Raw genomic sequence first — 23,531 nt, 5'->3', positions numbered from 1 at the left:
CGTATGAAGCTTCCTAATTTTTGTTTAGTGTATTGCTATATTTAAATTTTTGATACTTATACATTTTAGAATACCATCCTTTTTCTTTAACAAGCATATTATGACTTCCACGCTGTTTAATCATACCGTTTTGCAATACTAAAATTTCTGAAGCTTCTTTCAAAAGAGATAGTTGATGCGTACTAATAATCAAAATTTGATAATTCTTTATCTTTTTAATATTTTTTATTATGTTATATCGCGTATAATTATCTACAGAAGAAAATGCATCATCTAAAATTAATATTTCTGAAGGAAATAATAATGCTCGTGCAATTGCAATACGTTGTTTTTGTCCGCCCGAAAGCATCACACCTTGATCTCCAATTTTTGTATGATAACTTTTTGGAAAGCTTATTATATCCTTATGTATACATGCTAATTTCGCTGCGCATTCAATTTGATTGTGTGTTGCGTTAGGATATCCTAAACAAATATTATTTTTAATACTATCTGAGAATAAAAACGGGGCTTGATCAACAAAAGAAATCAAGCTTCTCCATTCATCTAAAATTATAGAATTTAGAGGTAAATTATGAAACAATATCTTACCTTCATACACATCAAAATTTCTTAATATTAAAGAAATTAATGTACTTTTTCCTGATCCAGTTGGACCACATAATCCAACATAACTTTTTGGTTTAATATTAATTTTAATATTTTTTAAAATTATCTGATTATTAGTAGGATAAAAAAATTTATTAATTGAAATTAATATGTTTCCTTTACGACTTGGTAAAGAAATTTTGCCGTCCGTAAATGTTTCTGTATTCAAATAAGTGTAAATTCTATTATATGCTACATTTCCTCTTTCAACAATATTAAATGTCCAAGCAAATGCTAACATAGGCCAAATCATTAAACCAAGATACATAATAAAACTAGTTAATTCTCCTATAGTAATAATATTTTTATGAATTAAATAAATTCCTCCGGAAACTGCTAATAAATTAGATAATCCTACCGATAAATAGATTACTGGATCAAATTTAGCATCTATTTTAGAGGAATGTATATTTTTGATATGAGATTTTTTAATAGAACTAATAAAAAAATTAAATTGATATTTTTCAGATCCAAATGATTTTATTGTACGTATATTTTTAAGATTTTCATGTATTACACTATTTAATTGAGAAAAAGCATTTTGCGCAATACAAAAACTGTAATATAATTTTTTACCGAATCCATTGATACATAACACCATGAATGGCATAGGAATTAATGAAAAAAATGCAAGATACATATTAATTTTAATACTCATGATTAACATTACAGAGAATCCAAGAACTAAAGAATCAACTAGTGTTAGTACTCCTTCTCCAACAGCATAAACGATCTTATCGACATCATTAATAGCTCTAGTAATTAGATCGCCTGTTTTATTTTTTAAATAAAAAATTTTTTTTTGTTTACTTAAAATAAGATAAAATTGATCACGTAAATCTAATGCTAATCGATATGCAGAGCCAAACAATATTATTCGCCAAATATAACGTAAATAATATACCAAAATAGATGAACTGATAATTCCACAAATTAATATTAATAAACCTTTCGTTGTGGAACGTAAATTAATTACATTATCTACAATGATTCCTACTAACCAAGGAGAAATTAATTTTAATATCGAAATAATAATTAATAATAATATTGATAAAATATATTTTTTCCACTCACGCTTAAAAAACCAACTTAATTTTAAAAATAATTTCACAATTAATTTCCAAATGTGTATAAATTAAAATTTATATAAAATTAATATTTTAGTATAATTATACTGTAATTAATCAAATTAGTCTTATAATATTATACTAGATAAAACATTATAATTAATAATTTAATTATTTATTTTAACTAATGAATAATTCATATAAATTTTTAATTTTATCAAGATTTTATTTGATACAATATTATTTATGTCAAATAGTAAAGGTATTTAAAATTAAATTAATATTGTTTGCTCGAAGATATTTTACTTTGATTTTTGATGAATTTTGAAATACGATGTGGATATTGGGAATATGTATTTTTTGATATATAATTTTTAGATTTTTGATTTTTATGAATTAATTTTATTTTTAAAGATTTATGAAAAGTTGATGTATTGGTTAATAACCGAATTGCATCTTTAGATAAACTAGTTGATAATTCTATTACGGAATAATCAAAAAATAATTTTATATGTTTAATAAATTTTTTGCTGATTTTTCCTATATTAATCATCAATTCGAAGATATTTTGAACAAATATTGAATCTTTTTTTCCAAGATTAAGACGATAAAAATAATTTGAATGTAATGATTTAAGATGAGATTTTTCATGTTTTTTGATTTTTAATTTTTTTCTATAATTTAAATTTAAAATTTTTTTATCTTCAGATAGTATTAGAGGTTTATTTTTTTGTATTAATTTGAGTAAAATAGTTGCTATTACTTTAGTATCGGAAACATCTATAATACGCATTATTTTCAATAATAAATGATTATATTTCTCTAGATCTCGATATTTTATTTGTTCTTGAATTTTTTTAGATAAATTATTTAAACGTTTTTCAACTAAATCTTTTGTTTTAGGTAATGAAATTTCTGTAATTTTTAATTTTGTACAACGTTTAATGCTATAAAGTATTTTTTTTTCTCTATTTTCTAAAAATAATAATGCTTTTCCTGTCCTACCAGCACGACCGGTTCTTCCAATACGATGTATATACGCTTCGGAATCTAATGGGGCGTCATAATTAATTACTAAATTAACGTGTTCAACGTCTAATCCTCTAGAAGCTATATCTGTAGCAACTAAAACATCTAATTTCTTAATTTTAAATTTGTTTAATGTATTTTCTCGAAGTAATTGGTTCATATCTCCGTTTAAAGCAGAACTATTGTATCCATTTCTTTCTAAAATTTCAGAAATTTCTAAAGTAGCATGTTTAGTACGTACGAAAATAATTACTGCTTCAAAATTTTCCATTTCTAAAAATCGTAAAAGTGCATCTATTTTTCTTATTTTATAAGCTATCCAATAATATTGTTGAATATCTGGTTGTGTATTAATATTACATTGGATTCGAATTTCTTTCGGTGATTGCATGAAACGACGTGCTATTTTGTTAATTGCTTGTGGCATAGTTGCTGAAAAAAGCACAGTTTGATGTTGTTTTGAAGTTTTCGATAGTATATTTTCTACATCTTCAATAAATCCCATTCTTAACATTTCATCAGCTTCATCTAAAATACAACTAGTAATTTTAGATAAATTTAAATATTTTTTATTTAATAAGTCTAAAATTCGACCGGGTGTTCCAACAATAATTTGAGGTAATTTTTTTATTTTTTTTAATTGAGTTTCATAACTTTGACCTCCATATAATGCAATAATATAAATATTTTTTGTATGTTTTGATAAATTAGAACATGCAAATTTTATTTGTAATGCCAATTCTCTTGTAGGAGTAAGAATTAGTATTTGTGGAAAATTATATTGTGATCTAATGTTATTTAATAAAGGTAAAAAAAAAGCAGCTGTTTTTCCACTACCAGTTTGTGCAACTCCTAACACATCGTGTCCTTTTAAAAGATGCGGTATGCAAGCTTCCTGAATAGGAGAAGGACGTATATAACCGAGATCATGTAACGATTTTAAAATTTCATTATTTAATCCAAGCTCAGAAAAAGAAATTTGTTTTTTATACATGCGTTAATGTGACCTCTCTCGATTAAATATTTTAATAGTTTTAATGCGATACAGATGTTTAATTTTTAAATATTTTTGTGAAAATTAGTAGCGATAAATTTAAATTTTATTTTTTTTAAAATTTATATTTTCATTGTTAAACGTATTCTGCCGTATCTATCTATTTCTACTACTTTTACAGAAACTTTTTGGCCTAATTTTAGATGCTTTGAAATATCGTTGATTTTATGATGCGAAATTTGTGAAATGTGAATCAATCCTTCTTTTCCATTGCTTAAGCTTGCAAAAGCACCAAAATTAACGATACGCGTAATTTTTGCAAGATAAGTTTGATGTATCTTAGTTTCGTCGGTAATGTTCTGTATTTCTTTTAAGGCTTTTTGAGCGTTTTCTGCATTATTTGAAATTACTTTTACTGTGCCATCATCTTCTATTTCAATCGCAGATTGAGTTTTTTCTGTTAACATTCGAATTACTGAACCGCCTTTTCCGATAACATTTTTGATTTTTTCGGGATTAATGTTAATTTTATAGATTCTTGGTGCAAAAACAGAAATTTCATTTTTAGGTTCTTTAATGCATTTATTCATAGCATGTAGAATATGTATTCTTGCTTCTCTAGCTCGATACAAAGCTTCTTTTAATATTTCTGAAGTTATTTCTTCTATTTTAATATCCATTTGTAATGCTGTAATTCCTTCTGTATTGCCAGCTACTTTAAAATCCATATCCCCTAAAAAATCTTCATCGCCTAAAATATCTGATAAAATAACAAATTCATTTTTTTCTTTAATTAATCCCATTGCAATTCCTGCAATAGAACTTTTAATGGGTACTCCTGCATCCATTAATGCTAGAGACGCTGCACATACCGATGCCATAGATGAAGATCCATTAGATTCTGTAATTTCTGATACTATCCGTACGGTATAGGGAAAAGCACTTGAATTTGGCATTACAGCCATTAAGCTACGTTTGGCTAATTTTCCGTGACCTATTTCTCGGCGCTTTGGGGAACCAATTATTCCAATTTCTCCTACGCAATATGGAGGAAAATTATAATGAAACAAAAACCTATCTGTTCGATCTCCTATTAATTCATCTATATTTTGAGCATCTCTTTCAGTACCTAATGTTACTATAGATAGTGATTGTGTTTCTCCTCGCGTAAAAATGGCAGATCCGTGAGTTCTTTTTAAAATGCCTATCTGAATATTTAAATCTCTAATTACGTTATTTTTACGTCCATCGATACGTGGTTTTCCGGATAAAATTCTATTTCGAACAATTTCACGTTCTATGTTTTTAATTACAAATTCTACTTGTTCTATATTAGCGTTGTTGTTATTTTCTATTAAATTGTTAAAAATTTTATTTTTAATATCTGCGATTTTTTCAGATCTTTTTTTCTTTTCAGAAATTAAATATGCTTCTTTTAATTCTTTACGAAAGTTATTACTAATATACTCTTGTAGTTCGAGATCTATATTTTTTAGTTTATCCCATTCGCACTTAGAACATGAAACTTTTTTTACTAATTCATTAATATTTTTTATTATGATTTGTTGTTTTTTATGTCCATATAACATGGCTTGCAGGATTTGGTCTTCTGTCAATATCTTTGATTCTGATTCTACCATTAAAATTGCATTGGAAGTTCCAGAAATTACCATATTTAACTTACTATTCATTAGTTCAGTAGTAGTAGGATTTAAAATATATTCTTCATTTATGTATCCTATCCTAGCTGCTCCTAGAGGGCCTTTAAAAGGTAACCCGGATAAGCTTAGTGCTGCAGAAACACCGATCATTGATGCAATATCTGGATTTATTTCTGGATTGACCGATAAAACCGTGGCTATTATTTGAACGTCATGAAAAAAATTTTTTGGGAATAAAGGACGTATAGGTCTGTCAATTAATCTTGATACTAATATTTCATTTTCGTTTGGACGTCCTTCACGCCTAAAAAATCCACCTGGAAAGCGTCCTGCGGCGTATGCTCTTTCTTGATAATTAATTTTCAATGGAAAAAAATTCTGCTGTGTACCTGACATTCGTTCTTTTGTATCGCTTACTACAGAAATTAAAACTGTAGTATCATCCATATTAATTATTACAGCAGATGTCGCTTGACGTGCTATTGTGCCTGTTTCAATAGTAATAATATGTTTTCCATATTGAAACTTTTGAATGACAGAATTTAACAAATTAAAAATTCCTTTTTTTCTTATTAGAGTTTATTTTAGTTTAATTTAATTTAAGTATATTAGATTATGCATTTAATTTGAATGTTTTAATCAAAAAATTAAACTAATTTCTTAATTTTAGATCTCTTATTAAATTAGAATAAATTTTTATACTTTTACTTTTTAAGTAATTTAGTAGTTTTCTGCGTCTTGATACTTTTTTTAGCAATCCACGACGACTATGACGATCTTTTTTATTTTTTATAAAATGTTGCTGTAATTCATTAATTTTTTTAGTCAAATTTATAATTTGATTTTTAGTATTAAAATGATTATTTTCATTCTCTTTTGTAAAAGAAGAAATTATGTTTTCTTCTTTTTTAACTTTTTGAAGCATTTTCAATCCTAATTTTTTGAAATATTTTTAATTTCAAACTGTAAAAAATTATTCAATTTTAAGTTTACTCTTAGTTTCATCGAATCGCAAGAAAATTTATTTTATTCTTTTATTAGTTCTCTTGAAATAATATTTCCAAATTTATCTATTTTAATAATTCCAAGGAATTTTTTAGTATTTTCTAATACTATTTGATAGGATCCGCTTTCTTTGTTTAAGATATTTATTTTTTTTCCTTGAAATATTTGTATAAAATCTGAATTCGTAACCACAATTTTTGGAATATCAAAAATTATTGTTTCTGTAGGAAATAAGTATTTATAAAAATAATGATGATTTTGTGTTTGATAATAATTTAATTTATTTATATCAATCATATTTTTTTCTTGATAATGAGAAATTTGAGTTCTTCTTAATTTCACTACGTGTGCTCCACAAAATAGTTTTTCGCCTATATCGTCTACAATTTGTCTAATATATGTGCCTTTAGAGCACGTAATATTTAAAGAAAAATATTTTTTTGAAAATTTAATTAGTTTTATGTTATAAATATGAATTTTGCGTTTTTTTCTTGGCAAAAAAATATTTTTTCTAGCATATTTATATAGTGGTATTCCGTTGTATTTTAATGCAGAAAACATAGGCGGCACTTGATAAGTTTCGCCTTTTAATTCAGAAATAATCTGATAAATATGAGATTTTTTAATTTTTATTGGACGTATAGATATTAATTTTCCGTATGCATCTAAAGTATCTGTTCGTTCGCCTAATTTTGCTACTACGTAATATTTTTTATTAGTATTTAATAGATATTGAGAAAATTTAGTAGTGATTCCAAATAAAATTGGTAGCATCCCGGATGCTAAAGGATCTAAAGTTCCTACATAACCAGCTTTTTTTGCTTGTAATAGAATTTTTACTTTTTGTAAAATATAATTTGAAGAATATCCTGTAGGTTTATCTAATAATAGCATTCCGTTTATATTTTTTGTTTTTTCCTTATTTTTATATATTTTATTATGCAACATATTTAAGCTATATAAATTTAATATATTGATCTTACTAATTTATCAATACGTTCCCCTTGAATCAAAGAATTATCATAAATAAAAGTTAATTTGGGAACATTCCTTAATTTTATACTTTTATGAAGTATTTTTCTAATAAATTGAGCAGAGTTGTTTAATATAAATATATTTGTATTAATTTTTTTTTGTGTATTTTTGTTTAAAAATGTTACAAAAATTTTTGCATGCGAAAAATCTCGAGATAATTCTACTCCAGATATAGTTGACATTCCTAGTCTGGGATCATTAATTTTTTGATGTATAATAATTGCAATTTTTCTTTGAATTTCTTTAGAAATTCGATGCTTTCTAGTATTTTTTTTCTCTAACATATATAAATTATTAATTATAAAATTATTTAATCAATACAATTTTACTCTTCTATGGATTCGATAACATCTAGAAGATTAAATTCATTAAAATTTTTTACTCCAATTCCACATTCTATACCAGTTTTTACTTCATTCACATCTTCCTTAAATCTGCGTAGAGAACAAATTTTACTTTGATATATTAAAATATTATTTCTTAATATTTTTACTTTGTGATTCTTTTTAATTATGCCTTCTTTAACTATGCATCCTGCAATTGTGCCATATTTCGGTAATTGAAATATATGTTTTACTTCTAATATACTATTTACTTTTTTACAAGATTTTATAGAATTTTCTAAATTAATTTTGTTTTTTACATAGTTAATTAATTCATAAATTATAGAAAATAATTTAATGTTCAAATTTTCTGATTCAATTATTTTCGTTGCTAAAATATCTACTCGTACATTAAATCCTATTAAAATTGCATTAGAAGCTTTAGACAAAGTAACATCTGTTTCTGTGATTGAACCTACTCCTGCGCCTATAATTTTAACTTTTATTTTATCACTAGATAAATTTTTCAAAGAATCTGAAATAGCTTGTAAAGTGCCTTGTACATCGGATTTAAGAATAATATTATAAATTTTTTTATCTGTTAATTTTGAGTTAAAAAATGAATTTTGTGTATGTTTTATTTTATTATTTTTTAATTTATTTTCTCTCAATTTATTTTGCCTATATATTGCAATTTCTCGTGCTTTTTTTTCATTTTTTAATACTGTAGTAGTATCTCCTGCTATAGGAACTCCAGATAATCCTAATATTTCGACTGGTATTGATGGTCCGACGGAACTAATACTTTTCCCATATGAATCCTTGATTGCTCTTATACGTCCATATTCACAACCGCATAAAATTGTATCCCCTCGATTTAATTTACCTGAATTAATTAAAATAGTCGCTATCGGTCCTTTACCTTTATCTAATCTTGATTCAATAACTACTCCGTGTGCAGTTCCAGAATGATCGGCTTTTAATTCTAAAATTTCTGCTTGTAAAAGTATCGCTTCTAACAATAAATCTATTCCTTTTCCTGTTTTTGCAGATACTAAAACGCATTGATTTTCTCCGCCATATTCTTCTGGAACAATTCCGTGTTGTATCAGTTCTTTTTTGACTTTTAAAGGGTCCGCTGTATTTTTATCAATTTTGTTAATTGCGATTATTATTGGTACTTGAGCGTTTTTTGCGTGTTGAATTGCTTCTATTGTTTGTGGCATAACACTATCATCTGCAGCTACTACTAAAATTACAATGTCTGTAATTTTAGCTCCTCGAGCACGCATCGCAGTAAATGCAGCATGCCCTGGAGTATCGAGAAAAGTGATATTACCATTTTTTGTTTTAACTAAATATGCACCAATATGTTGCGTGATACCTCCAGCTTCTTTTAAAGAAACTGTACTGGTACGAATATAATCTAATAAAGATGTTTTTCCGTGATCAACATGTCCCATTACAGTTACAATTGGTGCTCTAGGTAAAATTTTAGGGGTGTCATTTCCGTTGTTGAGTAGCATAAGAGATTCTTCTAAAGCATTTTCGCGAATTAACTTTACTCTATGCCCCATATCTTCGGCAATTAATTGTGCAACATCTTGTTCTATATTGTCATTAATAGAATTAAAGACGCCGAGCTTTATCATATTTTTAATTATTTGTGAGCTTTTAATTGCCATTTTACTTGCTAATTCTGATATAGAAATTTTTTTTCCTATAGTAATATTACGTAAAAATTTTTTAGTTGGTTTATTAAAACTATGGGAAAGAGTACTGAGAGTTGTTTTATTGCAAATTTTTTTTTCTATAGATTTTGTTTTTTCTATAGAATTGACTACATATAAACGATTATTTTGTTTTCTTTTAATATATTTTTCGTGATCTTCTTGAATCAAATGAAAATTATCTGCATATCTATTTTTTTCTTTTTTAATATTTTTGTTTTTTAATGAATTTTTTTTATTTATTTTCTTTTGCAATGTTTCTTCGATGCAAATATTATAATCTGTCTTAATATTTATATTTTTTTCTTTTTTAAGTTCTAAGATTTCTGATTTTTGAGATTTATTAATATTAAAATTATCCGAATAAGATTGTTCCTTTTTAGGAATATGTTTTGCTGAGCAATGAACTGATTTTTCATTTTTATTTTGATTTATTTTTACAGACATTTTTTTTTGATCTAAACACACATTTTTTATTTTTTGTTTAGATTCGATATCAGAAATACATAAACTTTCTGAAGACTTTAAATTATTTAATTTATTTTGTTTGTTTTTTGTAATTAAAGATATATCGCATTTCAAATATTTTTTTTTTCTTATTTCTACATGAATTAATTTATTTGGTTCTCCTATTCTGGAAATATTTAATGTGCTATGTATTTTTTTTTTCAAACTTAGTTTGTTTTTAAAAATATTACTTTTTCTATTAATATAAGCTAATAATATTTTTTTTTCTTCTTTGCTAATTGTGTCTAAAGGAGTTTTCTTAATGCCAGCATCGGCAAATTTTTGTATTAATCGTTTAACGGGTATTTGCATTTTTTCAGCAAAAGAATTTATAGTAACATTTATCATAATGCTTTTCTCGTTTTTCAAATACTATGTATTGCTGTTAAACCAACATATATTTCTTGCGGCCATAATTAGTTCTCCGGCTTGTTTATTAGTTAACTCTTGAATATCTGATATGTCATCTATTCCTTGCTCGGCTAAATCTTCCAGTGTCAATATACCTCTTTCTGCAAATTGATAAGCAATTTCAGAATTTACTCCAGATAATTGGATCAAATCTTTATCTAGAGCAACTAAATTTTTTTCTTCTTTTTTTAAAGCTAATTTGGTAAGTATAGATTGAGCTTTTTCTTTTAAACTCTGTGCAGTATCTTCGTTTAAAGATTTTATAGATAATAATTCGTTAATTGGTACATAAGCGATTTCTTCTAATATAGAAAATCCTTCTTGAACTAAAGAAGTTGCTAATTCTGATGTAATTTTTAAATGTTTAATAAATGAATTGATCGTTTTTTCTTCTTCTACCTGATGTTTTTCTTTTAAATCTTCTGATGTCATAACATTTAGGTCCCAGCCACTTAACTGAGAAGCAAGACGTACATTTTGGCCATTTTTACCGATAGCTTGAGCTAAGTTTTCACTTTTAACAGCAATATCCATTGTACGATTGTCTTCGTCTACTATTATTGAAGTTACTTCGGCTGGAGCCATTGCGTTAATAACGAACTGCGCCGGATTATTATCCCATAAAATTATATCTATTCGTTCTCCGCCTAATTCTCTAGATACTGCTTGTACTCTAGCTCCACGCATTCCAACGCACGCACCAATAGGATCAATACGTTTATCATTAGTATAAACTGCTATTTTAGATCTTAATCCTGGATCTCTTGCTGCAGCTTTAACATTAATAATTTCTTCTCCAATTTCTGGAACTTCTATCCTGAATAATTCTATTAACATTTCTTTTTTAGTTCTACTTATAAAAAGTTGTGCTCCTCTAGATTCAGGTTTAATTAAATATAGTACTCCTTTTACTCGATCTCCTAATCTAAAATGTTCTCGTGGTAACATTTCTTCTCGACTAATTATTGCTTCTGCATGACTACCAAGATCTAACCCGATGCTATCTCGATTTAGTTTTTTTACTATTCCAGTAATTATTTCGCCTTCGTGTGCACGAAATTTATTGACTATCATTGCTCGTTCTGCTTCACGAACTTTTTGAACAATTACTTGTTTTGCAGTTTGTGTAGTAATTCTATCAAAAAAAATTGATTTTACTTTATCTTCAATGTATTCAAATTTTTTTGCTGTGGGATTATCAATTTTTGCAGCTTCTAACGTTATTTCTCGTGTAGGTTGTGTAACTTCGTCTACAATCATCCATCTACGAAATGTTTCAAATTTACCTGATTTTCTATCAACACTAACTCTTACGTCGATATCTTGATCATATTTTTTTTTTGTAGCAGCTGCTAATGCGATTTCTAACGCTTCAAAAATTTTTTCTCTTGGCAGTTCTTTTTCATTAGACACAGCTTCAACGACAGCTAAAATTTCTTTATTCATTTAAATCGCCTATTAATTATTTAAATCTTTAAAGCATATTTTCTGAAAAATTAAACATCGTTAATTTTAAGTAAAAAAGAATAAATTATTGAATTTCTGATTGTATCATTCAAAAAATGTATATTTTCAATTTAAAAAATAAGACTGATCTAGTGGCAAAAGTAAAATTTGATTAAGTTTTTTAACGTTTATTTGTTGGTTGCGGGAGTTGGATTTGAACCAACGACCTTCGGGTTATGAGCCCGACGAGCTACCATGCTGCTCCACCCCGCATTAGTAAATATAAATTAAAACTTATAAAAAATCAAGATGATTTTAGCTAAAATCATGCCGAGAGCGGGATTTGAACCCGCATGCCTATAGGCATTACTCCCTCGAAGTAACGTGTCTACCGGTTTCACCATCTCGGCAAGAAATATTTCAATATTTTTTTATTCATTTAAAAGTTTTGTAAATAATGAGCTTATTTTAATTGTTTATCTGAATCAGTTAGTAAACGCTCCCATTTATTATCATGATGAGATATGTGACTGTTTAAACTACCTAATATTAAACTAAAAATGAAAAATAATGCTGCTAAAAAAGCTGTTATTTTTGTAATTTTATTTGTAGAAGTTGATTGACCAAAAATACTACTAGAAAATGGATTATATGTAGAATGTAAATCGTAAGATTTACTATCTTGAATAATAATCAAAAAAACTAATCCAATAGAAATTAATAAAAAAATAATTAATATAAAAATATGCATATTTTACCTTTATAAAAATATAAATTAACATAAAATTTAAAAATCAAATTTATCTCTCCGATTTTACAATTGTTGCAATATGATATGCTAGCTTAATTACCTTAGTAGCTTCTGTGCCTTCCACCATGATTCTAACTAAAGGTTCTGTACCAGATTTTCTTAATAAAATACGTCCATTACCTGCTAAAGTTTCTCTTGCTACTGCACTAACACGTTTTACAGCATGAGATTTTAATGGATTAGATTGTTTGTTTAATTGTACATTAATTAAAATTTGAGGTAATAATTGAATTCCTTTGCAAAGATTTTTTAATGTAGTTTTATTATGTACAATAATAGAAAGTATTTGCAACCCTGCTACAATTGCATCTCCAGCAGAAGAATGCTCCAACAAAATTATATGTCCAGAATTTTCGGCACCTATCGTCCATCCGTTTTCTTCTAACGTTTTTAAAATATATCTATCTCCGATATGCGATCTTAAAAATGGCACTCCTAAACGTTTTAAAGCAATTTCTAAACCCATATTGCTCATTAATGTACCAACTACTCCTCCGTGAAATTTTTTATTTTTTATTTTATCTCGCACAAGAATATATAAAATTTGATCTCCATCTACGATGTTACCGAGATGATCTATCATAATCAAACGATCTCCGTCTCCATCATAAGCAATACCTAAATCTGCTTTTTCTTTTAATACTCTATATCTTAATGGGAAAATATTCGTTGTACCACATTCATGATTAATATTAATCCCATTTGGTTTACAACTGATAGCAATAACATTGGCGCCTAATTTTCTTAATAAATTTGGTGCAATTTGATATGTGGCACCATGAGCGCAATCTACAACAATATTTAATCCTGTTAAATTTAAATTATTTGGAATAGTAGATTCGCAGAATTTTAAGTACTGCTGAATTCCATTTGTTTGCTGATATTTTTGTTTACATAATAAATTATTTTGATTACATGATAATTTTAATAATTCTTTTTCAATTTTATTTTCTACAATTTTAGATAATTTTTTTCCAGATCTAGAAAAAAATTTTACTCCATTATCATTAAATGGATTGTGCGAAGCAGAAATAGAAATCCCCGCTTCTGCTTGAAAAAATTTCGTCAGATAAGAAACACCTGGAGTTGGTATAGTTCCAATTAAAAGTGATGAAATACCTGAGCATGAAAGACCTGCCGCTAATGCGGATTTTAATATCGGTCCAGATTCTCTGGTATCGTTTCCAATTACGACTATACAAGAAGTGGAATGCTTACACAACACATTGCCTGCAGCTATTCCTAACTGAATAAAAAATTCTGCAGTAATTGGATTATTTCCAAATTTACCTCGTATTCCATCTGTGCCAAAATATTTACGATGTACCATGCAATAAATTTTTTTCTGAAATAAATGCATTGAAAATACTTAGTGCATCAACAGTTTCTTGGACATCGTGTACTCTAATAATAGATGCACCTTCAATACATGCAAGAATTGCACATACAATACTTCCGATAATTCGTTTATTTGGCAAATATTTTTTGTTTATATCTGTCATTACTTTTCTTGAAAATCCTACAAGTATAGGAACTTGAAATTCTAAAAAAATTTTTAGATTTGCTAATAAATGATAATTATGTTCCATATTTTTTCCGAAACCAAAACCGGGGTCAATGATTATACGATTTTTTTTTATTCCTTGATTAATAAAAAAAGAAATTTTTTTTGTAAAAAATTCTTTTATTTCTGATTTTATACATTTATACTGTGGAAATTTTTGCATATTTTCTGGATTTCCTTTCATGTGCATCAAGCACAGCATAACATCGCTATCAATAATATCATGTAACGAATTGCATTCAGAAAATGATCTAATATCATTTATTATATGTACACCAAGTTTTATACATTCTTGCATAATAGAAAAATGCGATGTATTTACTGAAACAAACACATTAAATTTTTTTAAAATATATTCTATTATTGGAATAACTCGTTCTGATTCTTCAAGTTCGCTAACCCTTTTTGCTCCTGGACGACTAGATTCTCCTCCAACATCGATAATTTTAGCACCCGAGTCTATCATAAAACGAACGTGATTAATCGCTTTGTTTATGCAAGTAAACTGTCCACCATCAGAAAACGAATCCGGTGTGACATTTAAAATTCCCATGATGCACGGTTTTGATAATATATTCTTTAGTTTTGTAAGCATAAGCTTTAATGATGTTAATTTTATTGAATTTGATTGAAAACACTTTTATTGATAATGTTTGCTTGATTTTGATTTGCTAATCGATTTGTTGCACTATGAGTTTTTGTTTTTGTTTCAGTACAATCAGATGGTGGACGCACTGGTTTTCGATTCATTAAATCATCAATTTGATAAGCGTGGATAGTTTCATATTGCATTAAAGCGTCTTTCATAGCATGTAAAATATCAATATTTTCTAGAATTAATTTACGAGCTCTTAAGTAATTTTTCTCAATCAAAGCTCTAATTTCTTGATCAATAATACACGCTGTTTTATCAGAAATATGTTTAGATTTTACAACTGATCGACCTAGAAATATTTCTCCTTCTTCTTCTGCATATAGCAATGGACCAAGTTTATCAGAAAAACCCCACTGTGTAATCATATTGCGTGCAATAGATGTGGCTACTTTAATATCATTAGATGCTCCAGTAGAAACTTGAGAAATTCCATAAATAATTTCTTCTGCAAGTCTCCCGCCATATAAAGTAGAAATTTGACTTTCTAATTTTTGTCTACTAGTACTAATTATATCGCCTTTAGGTAGAAAGAAAGTAATTCCTAGAGCGCGTCCTCTAGGAATAATAGTGACTTTATGTACTGGATCATGTGCTGGTACTAGACGACCAACAATCGCATGTCCTGCTTCGTGATATGCAGTAGCTTCTTTCTGTATTTCTGTCATTACCATGGATCTTCTTTCAGTGCCCATCATAATTTTATCTTTTGCTTTTTCAAATTCTGTCATTGATACATGTATATTATTTTTTCTTGCTGCAAATAAAGCTGCTTCATTTACTAAATTTGCCAAATCTGCTCCCGAAAATCCAGGAGTACCGCGTGCAATAATTGCAGAATCTACATCAGAAGCAACAGGAACCTGTTTCATATGTACTTTTAATATTTGCTCTCTTCCGCGTACATCGGGTAATCCTACGATAACTTGTCTGTCGAATCTTCCTGGTCTTAATAATGCTGGATCTAAAACATCTGGTCTGTTAGTAGCAGCAATTACGATAATGCTTTCATTTCCTTCAAAACCATCCATTTCTACTAACATTTGATTTAATGTTTGCTCACGTTCGTCATGTCCTCCTCCTAATCCGGCACCTCTTTGACGTCCTACTGCATCAATTTCATCAATAAATATAATACATGGTGCAGTTTTCTTGGCTTGTTCAAACATATCTCTTACTCTAGAAGCGCCAACTCCTACAAACATTTCTACAAAATCAGATCCTGAAATTGTGAAAAATGGTACTTTAGCTTCTCCTGCAATAGCTTTGGCTAACAATGTTTTACCTGTTCCAGGAGGACCGATCATAAGTATACCTTTAGGAATTTTGCCACCTAATTTTTGAAATCGTTTTGGTTCTTTTAAATAATCCACTAATTCGCTTACTTCTTCTTTTGCTTCATCACAACCAGCAACATCTAGAAATGTTGTTTTAATTTGATCTTCTGTTAACATGCGCGCTTTGCTTTTTCCAAAAGACATTGCTCCTTTTCCACCGCCTCCTTGCATTTGACGCATAAAAAATATCCATACTCCGATTAATAACAACATAGGAAACCAGGAAATAAAAATAGAAGTTAGTAAACTTGGTTCTTCTGGGGGTTCTCCGATTATTTTTACATTTTTTGATAAGAGAATATCTAATAATTTAGAATCATTAATTGGAATATAAGTTGTATATCTACTACCATCTTTTTTAAAAACCACAACTTCTCGACCATTGATACGAGTTTCTTTAATTTGCTCTTGATTTAATTCTAGCATAAAAGTTGAATAATCTACTTTACGTCTATTAGAATCACTTGGCCCGAAACTTTGAAAAACAGACATTAAAACAACTGCGATAATTAGCCAAAGAATTAAGTTTTTAGCCATGTCGCTCAAGAAAGTAACCTCATTTAATTTATTTAATGATATTTAAAAAATATTATACTTTATAACCAATTGCTATAATATATATTTCCTGAGAATTTAATCGAGAAGCAACTGGTTTAAAAATTTTTGTTTTTTTGAATAATTTTTTTATTGCTGTATAATATCTTTTAAATTCTGATCCATTAAAACTTTTAATAATAAATTTTCCATTTTTTAGTAATATATACTTGCATAAATTTAGCGCCTTATAATTTATGCTTATACATTTTGGATGATCAATCTCTGTTATTCCGGTAATGTTAGGAGCAATATCGCATAAAATGACATCTACTTTATTTTTTATTTTGCAAATTTTTTTTAAAACATCTTTTTTAAATGCGTCACCTAAAATAAATGATACTTTTGATACTTCAAGCATAGGTTTAATATCGCAAGAAATTACATGACCCAAATTGTTAACTTTTTGAGACGCGTATTGGGACCATCCTCCGGGAGAAGATCCTAGATCTAAAACGGTCATGCCAGAGGTAATTATATTATTTGCTTTTTGCATTTCGTCTAACTTAAACCAAGCACGAGATCTATATCCAAAACGCTTAGATTCTTTAACAAATTTATCTGAAAAATGTCGTGATAACCATGTATTAGAACACGTATAATACATACTGTATATTTCCTATTTAAAAAAAATAAATTAAGTTTATTGAAAAGTTATCTTACTATAATAAAACGATTTAATTTATTTTAATTTTATCATTATCATAAAATAATTAAAAGGCTAACTTATAAATATTTTATATCCAATATTTTGTACGTTGTTATTCCTCGAGGAGTATATACATCCACGATATCTAGAGTTTTTTTTCCAATTAAACTACGTGCTAAAGGTGAATTTACAGAAATTAAGTTATATTTAAAATCAGCTTCATCATCGCCGACTATTTTATACGTTTTTTTTTCAGAAGTATGCAAGTTTTTTATACTGATAGTTACTCCGAAAACTACACGATCTTGTACGGGAATTTTTTTAATATCAATGATATTTGAATTAATTAATTTAGCTTCAATTTCTTGAATTCTTCCTTCACAAAAATATTGTTGCTCTTTTGCTGAATGATATTCTGCATTTTCTTTTAAATCTCCATATTGTCGCGCTTCTGCAATAGCTTTAATTATCTCTGGACGTCGTATTTGTTTTAAATATTTTAATTCTTCGCGTAATTTTTTTGCTCCATTTAAAGTCATTGGAATATGATTCATAGTTATATCTCTTAAAAATTTAAAAATTAACTGTATATATATTAATATCACTAATTAGTTTGATTATGTTAATATATTTTAATTTTGTTATTAATTAATATATAAAATAATTTTATTAAATTAAATTTGAAAAATTTTATGATTTATATGATATGACATAAATTATTTAATTTTATATGATTTATTTTTAATATGTATAATCATGAATTTTTAAGAAATAAAATTTTTTAAAAATTTAGCAATATGTGTAAATGAATTTTTATAATTCAAACTATAACACTAATTTTATAATGCATCCGAGAGGATTTGAACCCCTGACCTCTCGGTTCGTAGCCGAGTGCTCTATCCAACTGAGCTACGGATGCAAAAAATCGGTGAGAGAGGGATTCGAACCCTCGATATAGTTTTATTATATACTCCCTTAGCAGGGGAGCGCCTTCAACCTCTCGGCCACCTCACCATTGAAATTAATAATAAATTATGTTTTATCTATTAAATACTAAAGTTTTTTTGATAATATCACAAATATTTTTTTAAATGTAGATTGTAAATCTATTGGATTTAAAATTCCGCTTGCTTCAGCAAAATATGCGTTTCCGCCGCCTTTTATAGTATTGAATTTTTTAAAATAATCTATAATATCACTTGCTTGTATATTTCTAGATGTTTCTTTAGCGACACTTACTGCGATTTTTACTTGATTTTTATTTATAATAGCTAAAACAATAATACTATTTTTCAAATTTTCTTTCAATTTATTCAAAATTAAACGCAACATAGATGCATCCAAAGAAATTTTGATAAAATCAATAATAATTTTTGTTTCGTTAACAACTTTAATATTTTTACGAATATCAAGTATACAATTTTTAATTTTTATATTATTAAACTCAAAAATTTTTTTTCTTTGAGATTTCAGATTATTTTGCATTTGTTTGATTTTTTCAAATAAATTTGAAGCATCACTTTGCATTAATTCTTGAATTGAGTTCAAAAGATCAAATTTTTTTTGTAAAAACTGTATAGCATATTTTCCTGTTACAGCTTTAATACGATGTACTCCTGAAGCAATTTTTTTTTCAGAAACAATGATAAAACAGCCAATTTCACCTGTTTTTTGAACATGAGTGCCTCCGCATAATTCATTTGAAAAATTACCTATTTTTATGACACGTACCTGAGAACAATAATTTTTTTTAAATAAAGCAATTGCGCCTATTTTTAATGCATCATTTAATGACATGTGATTTATACGAATTGTTAAATTTTTACGAATTTGTACGTTTACCATATCTTCAATATTATGTATTTTTTCTGTGTTCATTTTTTCGTAGTAGGTAAAATCTAAACTTAAATAATTTTCTTTAACTAAAGATCCTCTTTGCATAGCAGTATTGCCTAAAATACGATGTAAAGTAGTATGTAGTAAATGTATGGCAGAATGATTTAAAGTAATAGATAATCTTTTTTCTTGATCAATTGATGCAGCAACTATGTCTCCAATATCAAATTTACCATATATCATTTTTCCAATATGTATAAAGACATTTCCATTTTTTTTTGTATCTATTACGTTAAATGTACCATTAGAAGATTTCAACAATCCAGAATCTCCAATTTGTCCTCCAGATTCAGCGTAAAATGGAGTTTTATCTAAAATAATTATCCCTTCTTGATCAGCTTGTATTTGTTTTATGCATGTTTTTTCATTATATATTGCGATAATTTTTGTCGTACAAATTATATCAGAATAACCACAAAAAACAGTTTCATTATTATTTGATATGTAATGTTTAATATTTTTAAAATAACTACTTTTTTGTGATCTATTTTTTTGTATCTGCATAGCAATGCTAAATCCGGATTGATCAAAAAAAATATTTTTTTTTCGACAAATATCTTGTATTAAATTTAAAGGAATTCCATAAGTATCATATATTTTAAAAATAATTTTTCCTGATAAAGTATTATTTTGAATTTTAATAAGCTCTTGATTAAGAAATTGCATACCTGTTTTTACAGAACATAAAAAAAGCTTTTCTTCTGATTTGACAATTTTTTTAATATAATTTTGTTTCTCTTTCAATTTTATATCTATGTAAGACATAATTTGTATTACTGGAATAACAAGTTTATAAAAAAAATAATTTTCTTTTAAATTCATATTTCCATGTAAAATAGCGCGACGCATAATTTTTCTTAACACGTATCCTCTACCGGAATTTGATGGCAAAACATTATCATAAATTAAAAATACAGTAGCACGAATATGATCTGCAATAATCCTGTAAGATATTAAATCTAAATTCTTAATTTTAATAATTGTAAAGATTGATTTAATAATTTTTTGAAATAAATCTATATCATAGTTGGAATTTACTTTTTGCAATACAGAAGAAATGCGTTCTAATCCCATTCCTGTATCAATAGCAAATTTAGGCAATTTCGATAATTCTCCGTTAACTTGCAAGTTAAATTGCATAAATACTAAATTCCAGATTTCAATACAATGATTTTTTAAAAATGTATCGTTTACTGTATAAATTTTGTTAAAACAATAAAAAATTTCTGAACATGGACCGCAAGGCCCAAAATCTCCCATAGTCCAAAAATTATCTGAATGATACGGTTTGTTGTTTTTATCTTTGATAAATATAACATGATTAGGATTAATGTTTGTTTTATTAATCCAAATATCATAAGAAATTATGTCTTTATAATATACTGTTACTAACAATTTTTCTTTTGGTAGATTAAACCACTTTTTGTCAGTAAGTAGTTCCCATGCAAATTGAATCGCTTCTACTTTTGAATATGCACCAAAACTAAAATTACCTAACATTTCAAAAAAAGTATGATGAATTCCAGTTTTTCCAACTACATCTAAATCATTATGTTTTCCACCCGCTCGCATGCAACGTTGTGCTGTAGCAATACATGGATGTTGTATTTTTTCTAAACCGAGAAAAATATTTTTAAATTGATGCATTCCAGAGTTAGTAAATAATAAAGTTTTATCATCCTCTGCGATTAAACTACTGCTATCAAGAATTTTATGATTTTTTTTAGAAAAAAAATTTAAAAAAATTTTACGAATTTCAGGAGTATTTTTCATTTTTTACACATTTTAGTTCGCTTTTTTTTAATTACGCTTTAATTATTTATTTTTATGCTTTTTTCTTTTATTGCTTTTTTTATTTCTTTTGAAATATTTTTATTCAATTTAAAAAATTTATATACATTATTTTTTCCTTGGCCAATTTTTGTTTTATTATAACTATACCAAGATCCTAATTTTTCAATTATATTATATGTCACGCCTAAATTTAAAATTTCTCCTTCAGTATTAATTCCACGTCCATATAAAATTTGAAATTCTGCTTGTTTGAAAGGCACAGCAATTTTGTTTTTTACTACCTTTACGCGTGTATCACTTCCTATGACATGATCTCCATCTTTAATAGAACCAATACGTCGAATATCTAATCTTATTGAAGCATAAAATTTAAGAGCGTTACCACCTGTTGTAACTTCTGGATTTCCAAAAATCACTCCAATTTTTAAACGAATTTGATTAATAAAAATTAATAAAGTATTGGCATTTTTTAAATTTCTTGCAAGCTTACGCATAGCTTGACTCATCATTCTTGCTGCTAAACCTATATGTAAATCACCTATTTCGCCATCTATTTCAGCTTTTGGAGTTAAAGCTGCAACAGAATCTACTATAATTAAGTCAACTGCACCTGATTTAGTTAAAACATCACAAATTTCTAATGCTTGTTCTCCTGTATCTGGTTGAGAACATAAAAGATTATTAATATCTACACCTAATGATTTTGCATAATTTGGATCTAATGCGTGTTCTGCATCAATGAAAGCACATATTTTTCCTTTTTTTTGTGCTTCAGCAATAATTGTTAAAGTTAATGTAGTTTTTCCAGAAGATTCAGGTCCATAAATTTCAACAATGCGTCCCATCGGTAAACCTCCGGCTCCTAATGCGATGTCTAATGATAAAGAACCTGTAGAAATAGTTTCTATATCCATGGATCTATCTTCACCCAAACGCATAATAGAACCATGTCCAAATTGTTTCTCAATTTGATACATAGCTAAATCTAATGCTTTTTTTTTGCTATTTTCAATTACCATTTAAATTTCCAAATAATGAAGAAATATATTTTTATATAAATTATTATATTTAATATACTAATAAATTTTTATAATAAAAATAGTTATTATTCATATTTATAAACATTTTATTTTACTATATTAAAAACATATTAAATGTATTAATTTTAATAAATTAAATTGTAAAAATTATATTTATTTATATAATATAAAAATACTGTTTTTTTAAATATTTTATAAAAATATTCTTAATTAAATGCAAAATAAAAATATAAATTTTCATGAAACAAAATTATTTATCACTCCTAAAAAATTAAAAGAAAAATATCCCATCAATGCAAAAGAAAAAAAATTTATTCTAAAATCTAGAAAAATTATTTCTGATATTATATATAATAAGGATCCAAGATTTTTGATAGTTTGCGGGCCATGTTCTATTCACGATATACATACATCTATAGATTATGCAATTAGATTAAAAGAATTATCAATAAAATTTATCAATCATTTATATATTATTATGCGAGTTTATTACGAAAAACCTCGTACTTCATTAGGATGGAAAGGATTTATTTATGATCCAAATTTAAATGGAAAATCCAATATAACATTAGGATTAATAAAAGTTCGAAATTTATATATTCAATTAACTAAAATTAAACAACCAATTGCTACAGAAATATTAAATCCATTATTTGCTTATTATTTTAATGATTTAATTAGCTGGTCTGCAATTGGAGCACGTACTGTTAGTTCTCAGATACATAGAGAAATCGCTTCTTATTTGATGAATCCGATAGGTTTCAAAAATAGCTTAGACGGCAGCATAAAAAATGCATGTCATGCAATTTTAACTGCTTCTGAAGCACATAATTTTGTTGGAATTAATCAAGATGGAAATATTTGTATTATAAATAGTTCAGGAAATATAAATAGTCATATTATTTTAAGAGGCGGAAATTTTCCTAATTATTTTCAACACAATATTTATGATTGCAAAAAACAAATGCAAAATTTTTCTCTTCCTGAAGCAATTATGATTGATTGCAATCATGGAAATTCTGAAAAAAATGAAAAGAAACAAATTCAAGTTGCAGAATCAATTTTAAGATATTTATCTATACATAATCGATCAATTATCGGATTAATGTTAGAAAGTCATATCAATTCTGGAAATCAAATATGGAAACTACCAAAAAACAAAATTAAATACGGTATATCGTTAACAGATCCTTGTATAAGTTGGGATGATACATGTTATTTTTTGAAAAACTTATATAACTTTTTAAAAATACATAATAGATAATATTTTCAATTATTTAAGACATTTTTTTTTAAAATAAAATGCATTTAATTTAATAAAAAATTACTTATTTATTT

17 protein-coding genes and 4 tRNA genes are annotated in these 23,531 nt (G+C 26.8%); 1 reads left to right on the top strand and 20 read right to left on the bottom strand.

Annotation, left to right across the window (positions count from 1 at the left end):
* Positions 1-13: 13 nt before the first annotated feature.
* From WIGMOR_RS02845 to recA, 20 genes are all read right to left on the bottom strand, one after another.
* Entirely contained in the window at positions 14-1,759 is a 1,746-nt protein-coding gene (locus tag WIGMOR_RS02845) for an ABC transporter transmembrane domain-containing protein (RefSeq protein WP_014354319.1), read from the bottom strand.
* 233 nt (positions 1,760-1,992) lie between these two features.
* A complete protein-coding gene (locus WIGMOR_RS02840) occupies positions 1,993-3,738 on the bottom strand; it encodes a DEAD/DEAH box helicase (protein ID WP_014354318.1) in 1,746 nt (581 codons plus the stop codon).
* 122 nt (positions 3,739-3,860) lie between these two features.
* Entirely contained in the window at positions 3,861-5,948 is a 2,088-nt protein-coding gene (gene pnp / locus WIGMOR_RS02835; protein WP_014354317.1) for a polyribonucleotide nucleotidyltransferase, read from the bottom strand.
* 103 nt (positions 5,949-6,051) lie between these two features.
* Positions 6,052-6,324: a 30S ribosomal protein S15 gene (gene rpsO, locus WIGMOR_RS02830; RefSeq protein WP_014354316.1), complete on the bottom strand. Its 273-nt coding sequence runs from the start codon at positions 6,322-6,324 to the stop codon at positions 6,052-6,054.
* A gap of 101 nt (positions 6,325-6,425) precedes the next feature.
* Positions 6,426-7,352 carry a tRNA pseudouridine(55) synthase TruB gene (truB, locus tag WIGMOR_RS02825; RefSeq protein ID WP_014354315.1) on the bottom strand — a complete coding sequence of 309 codons (927 nt, stop codon included), beginning with the start codon at positions 7,350-7,352 and terminating at the stop codon, positions 6,426-6,428.
* A gap of 17 nt (positions 7,353-7,369) precedes the next feature.
* On the bottom strand, positions 7,370-7,723 hold the full coding sequence (gene rbfA, locus WIGMOR_RS02820; RefSeq protein ID WP_014354314.1) for a 30S ribosome-binding factor RbfA: 354 nt from the start codon (positions 7,721-7,723) through the stop codon (positions 7,370-7,372).
* Positions 7,724-7,764: 41 nt separating this feature from the next.
* Complete coding sequence (infB, locus tag WIGMOR_RS02815; protein WP_236607842.1) at positions 7,765-10,368, bottom strand: translation initiation factor IF-2; 2,604 nt, start codon at positions 10,366-10,368, stop codon at positions 7,765-7,767.
* Between the two features lie 3 nt (positions 10,369-10,371).
* Positions 10,372-11,856 carry a transcription termination factor NusA gene (nusA, locus tag WIGMOR_RS02810; protein ID WP_014354312.1) on the bottom strand — a complete coding sequence of 495 codons (1,485 nt, stop codon included), beginning with the start codon at positions 11,854-11,856 and terminating at the stop codon, positions 10,372-10,374.
* Between the two features lie 196 nt (positions 11,857-12,052).
* Positions 12,053-12,129 (bottom strand) — tRNA-Met (locus tag WIGMOR_RS02805).
* Between the two features lie 55 nt (positions 12,130-12,184).
* Positions 12,185-12,266 (bottom strand) — tRNA-Leu (locus WIGMOR_RS02800).
* 53 nt (positions 12,267-12,319) lie between these two features.
* Positions 12,320-12,607 (bottom strand): preprotein translocase subunit SecG, encoded by a 288-nt coding sequence (secG, locus tag WIGMOR_RS02795; RefSeq protein ID WP_014354311.1) that lies wholly within the window; start codon positions 12,605-12,607, stop codon positions 12,320-12,322.
* Between the two features lie 49 nt (positions 12,608-12,656).
* Complete coding sequence (glmM, locus tag WIGMOR_RS02790) at positions 12,657-13,997, bottom strand: phosphoglucosamine mutase (RefSeq protein ID WP_014354310.1); 1,341 nt, start codon at positions 13,995-13,997, stop codon at positions 12,657-12,659.
* Positions 13,984-14,826, bottom strand: a complete 843-nt coding sequence (gene folP / locus WIGMOR_RS02785; RefSeq protein ID WP_014354309.1) for a dihydropteroate synthase — start codon at positions 14,824-14,826, stop codon at positions 13,984-13,986. The genes glmM and folP overlap by 14 nt, the downstream gene beginning before the upstream one ends.
* Positions 14,827-14,846: 20 nt before the next feature.
* Positions 14,847-16,766, bottom strand: a complete 1,920-nt coding sequence (ftsH, locus tag WIGMOR_RS02780; RefSeq protein WP_014354308.1) for an ATP-dependent zinc metalloprotease FtsH — start codon at positions 16,764-16,766, stop codon at positions 14,847-14,849.
* Between the two features lie 43 nt (positions 16,767-16,809).
* Entirely contained in the window at positions 16,810-17,421 is a 612-nt protein-coding gene (locus WIGMOR_RS02775; RefSeq protein WP_014354307.1) for an RlmE family RNA methyltransferase, read from the bottom strand.
* Positions 17,422-17,540: 119 nt separating this feature from the next.
* Positions 17,541-18,017, bottom strand: coding sequence for a transcription elongation factor GreA (gene greA / locus WIGMOR_RS02770; RefSeq protein WP_014354306.1), 477 nt, complete (start codon positions 18,015-18,017; stop codon positions 17,541-17,543).
* 291 nt (positions 18,018-18,308) lie between these two features.
* Positions 18,309-18,382 (bottom strand) — tRNA-Arg (locus WIGMOR_RS02765).
* A gap of 7 nt (positions 18,383-18,389) precedes the next feature.
* Positions 18,390-18,477, bottom strand: a tRNA-Ser gene (locus WIGMOR_RS02760).
* A gap of 39 nt (positions 18,478-18,516) precedes the next feature.
* Positions 18,517-21,132, bottom strand: a complete 2,616-nt coding sequence (gene alaS / locus WIGMOR_RS02755) for an alanine--tRNA ligase (RefSeq protein ID WP_014354305.1) — start codon at positions 21,130-21,132, stop codon at positions 18,517-18,519.
* Between the two features lie 38 nt (positions 21,133-21,170).
* Positions 21,171-22,172 carry a recombinase RecA gene (gene recA, locus WIGMOR_RS02750; protein WP_014354304.1) on the bottom strand — a complete coding sequence of 334 codons (1,002 nt, stop codon included), beginning with the start codon at positions 22,170-22,172 and terminating at the stop codon, positions 21,171-21,173.
* Positions 22,173-22,407: 235 nt separating this feature from the next.
* Between recA and WIGMOR_RS02745 the strand changes: the two genes are divergently transcribed.
* On the top strand, positions 22,408-23,457 hold the full coding sequence (locus WIGMOR_RS02745) for a 3-deoxy-7-phosphoheptulonate synthase (protein WP_014354303.1): 1,050 nt from the start codon (positions 22,408-22,410) through the stop codon (positions 23,455-23,457).
* The last annotated feature ends 74 nt before the right edge of the window (positions 23,458-23,531 follow it).

Source organism: Wigglesworthia glossinidia endosymbiont of Glossina morsitans morsitans (Yale colony) (assembly GCF_000247565.1).
Taxonomy (GTDB): Bacteria; Pseudomonadota; Gammaproteobacteria; order Enterobacterales; family Enterobacteriaceae; genus Wigglesworthia; species Wigglesworthia glossinidia_B.
Note: the sequence above shows the minus strand (reverse complement) of the source record. Positions and strands in the feature narration are given on the sequence as shown.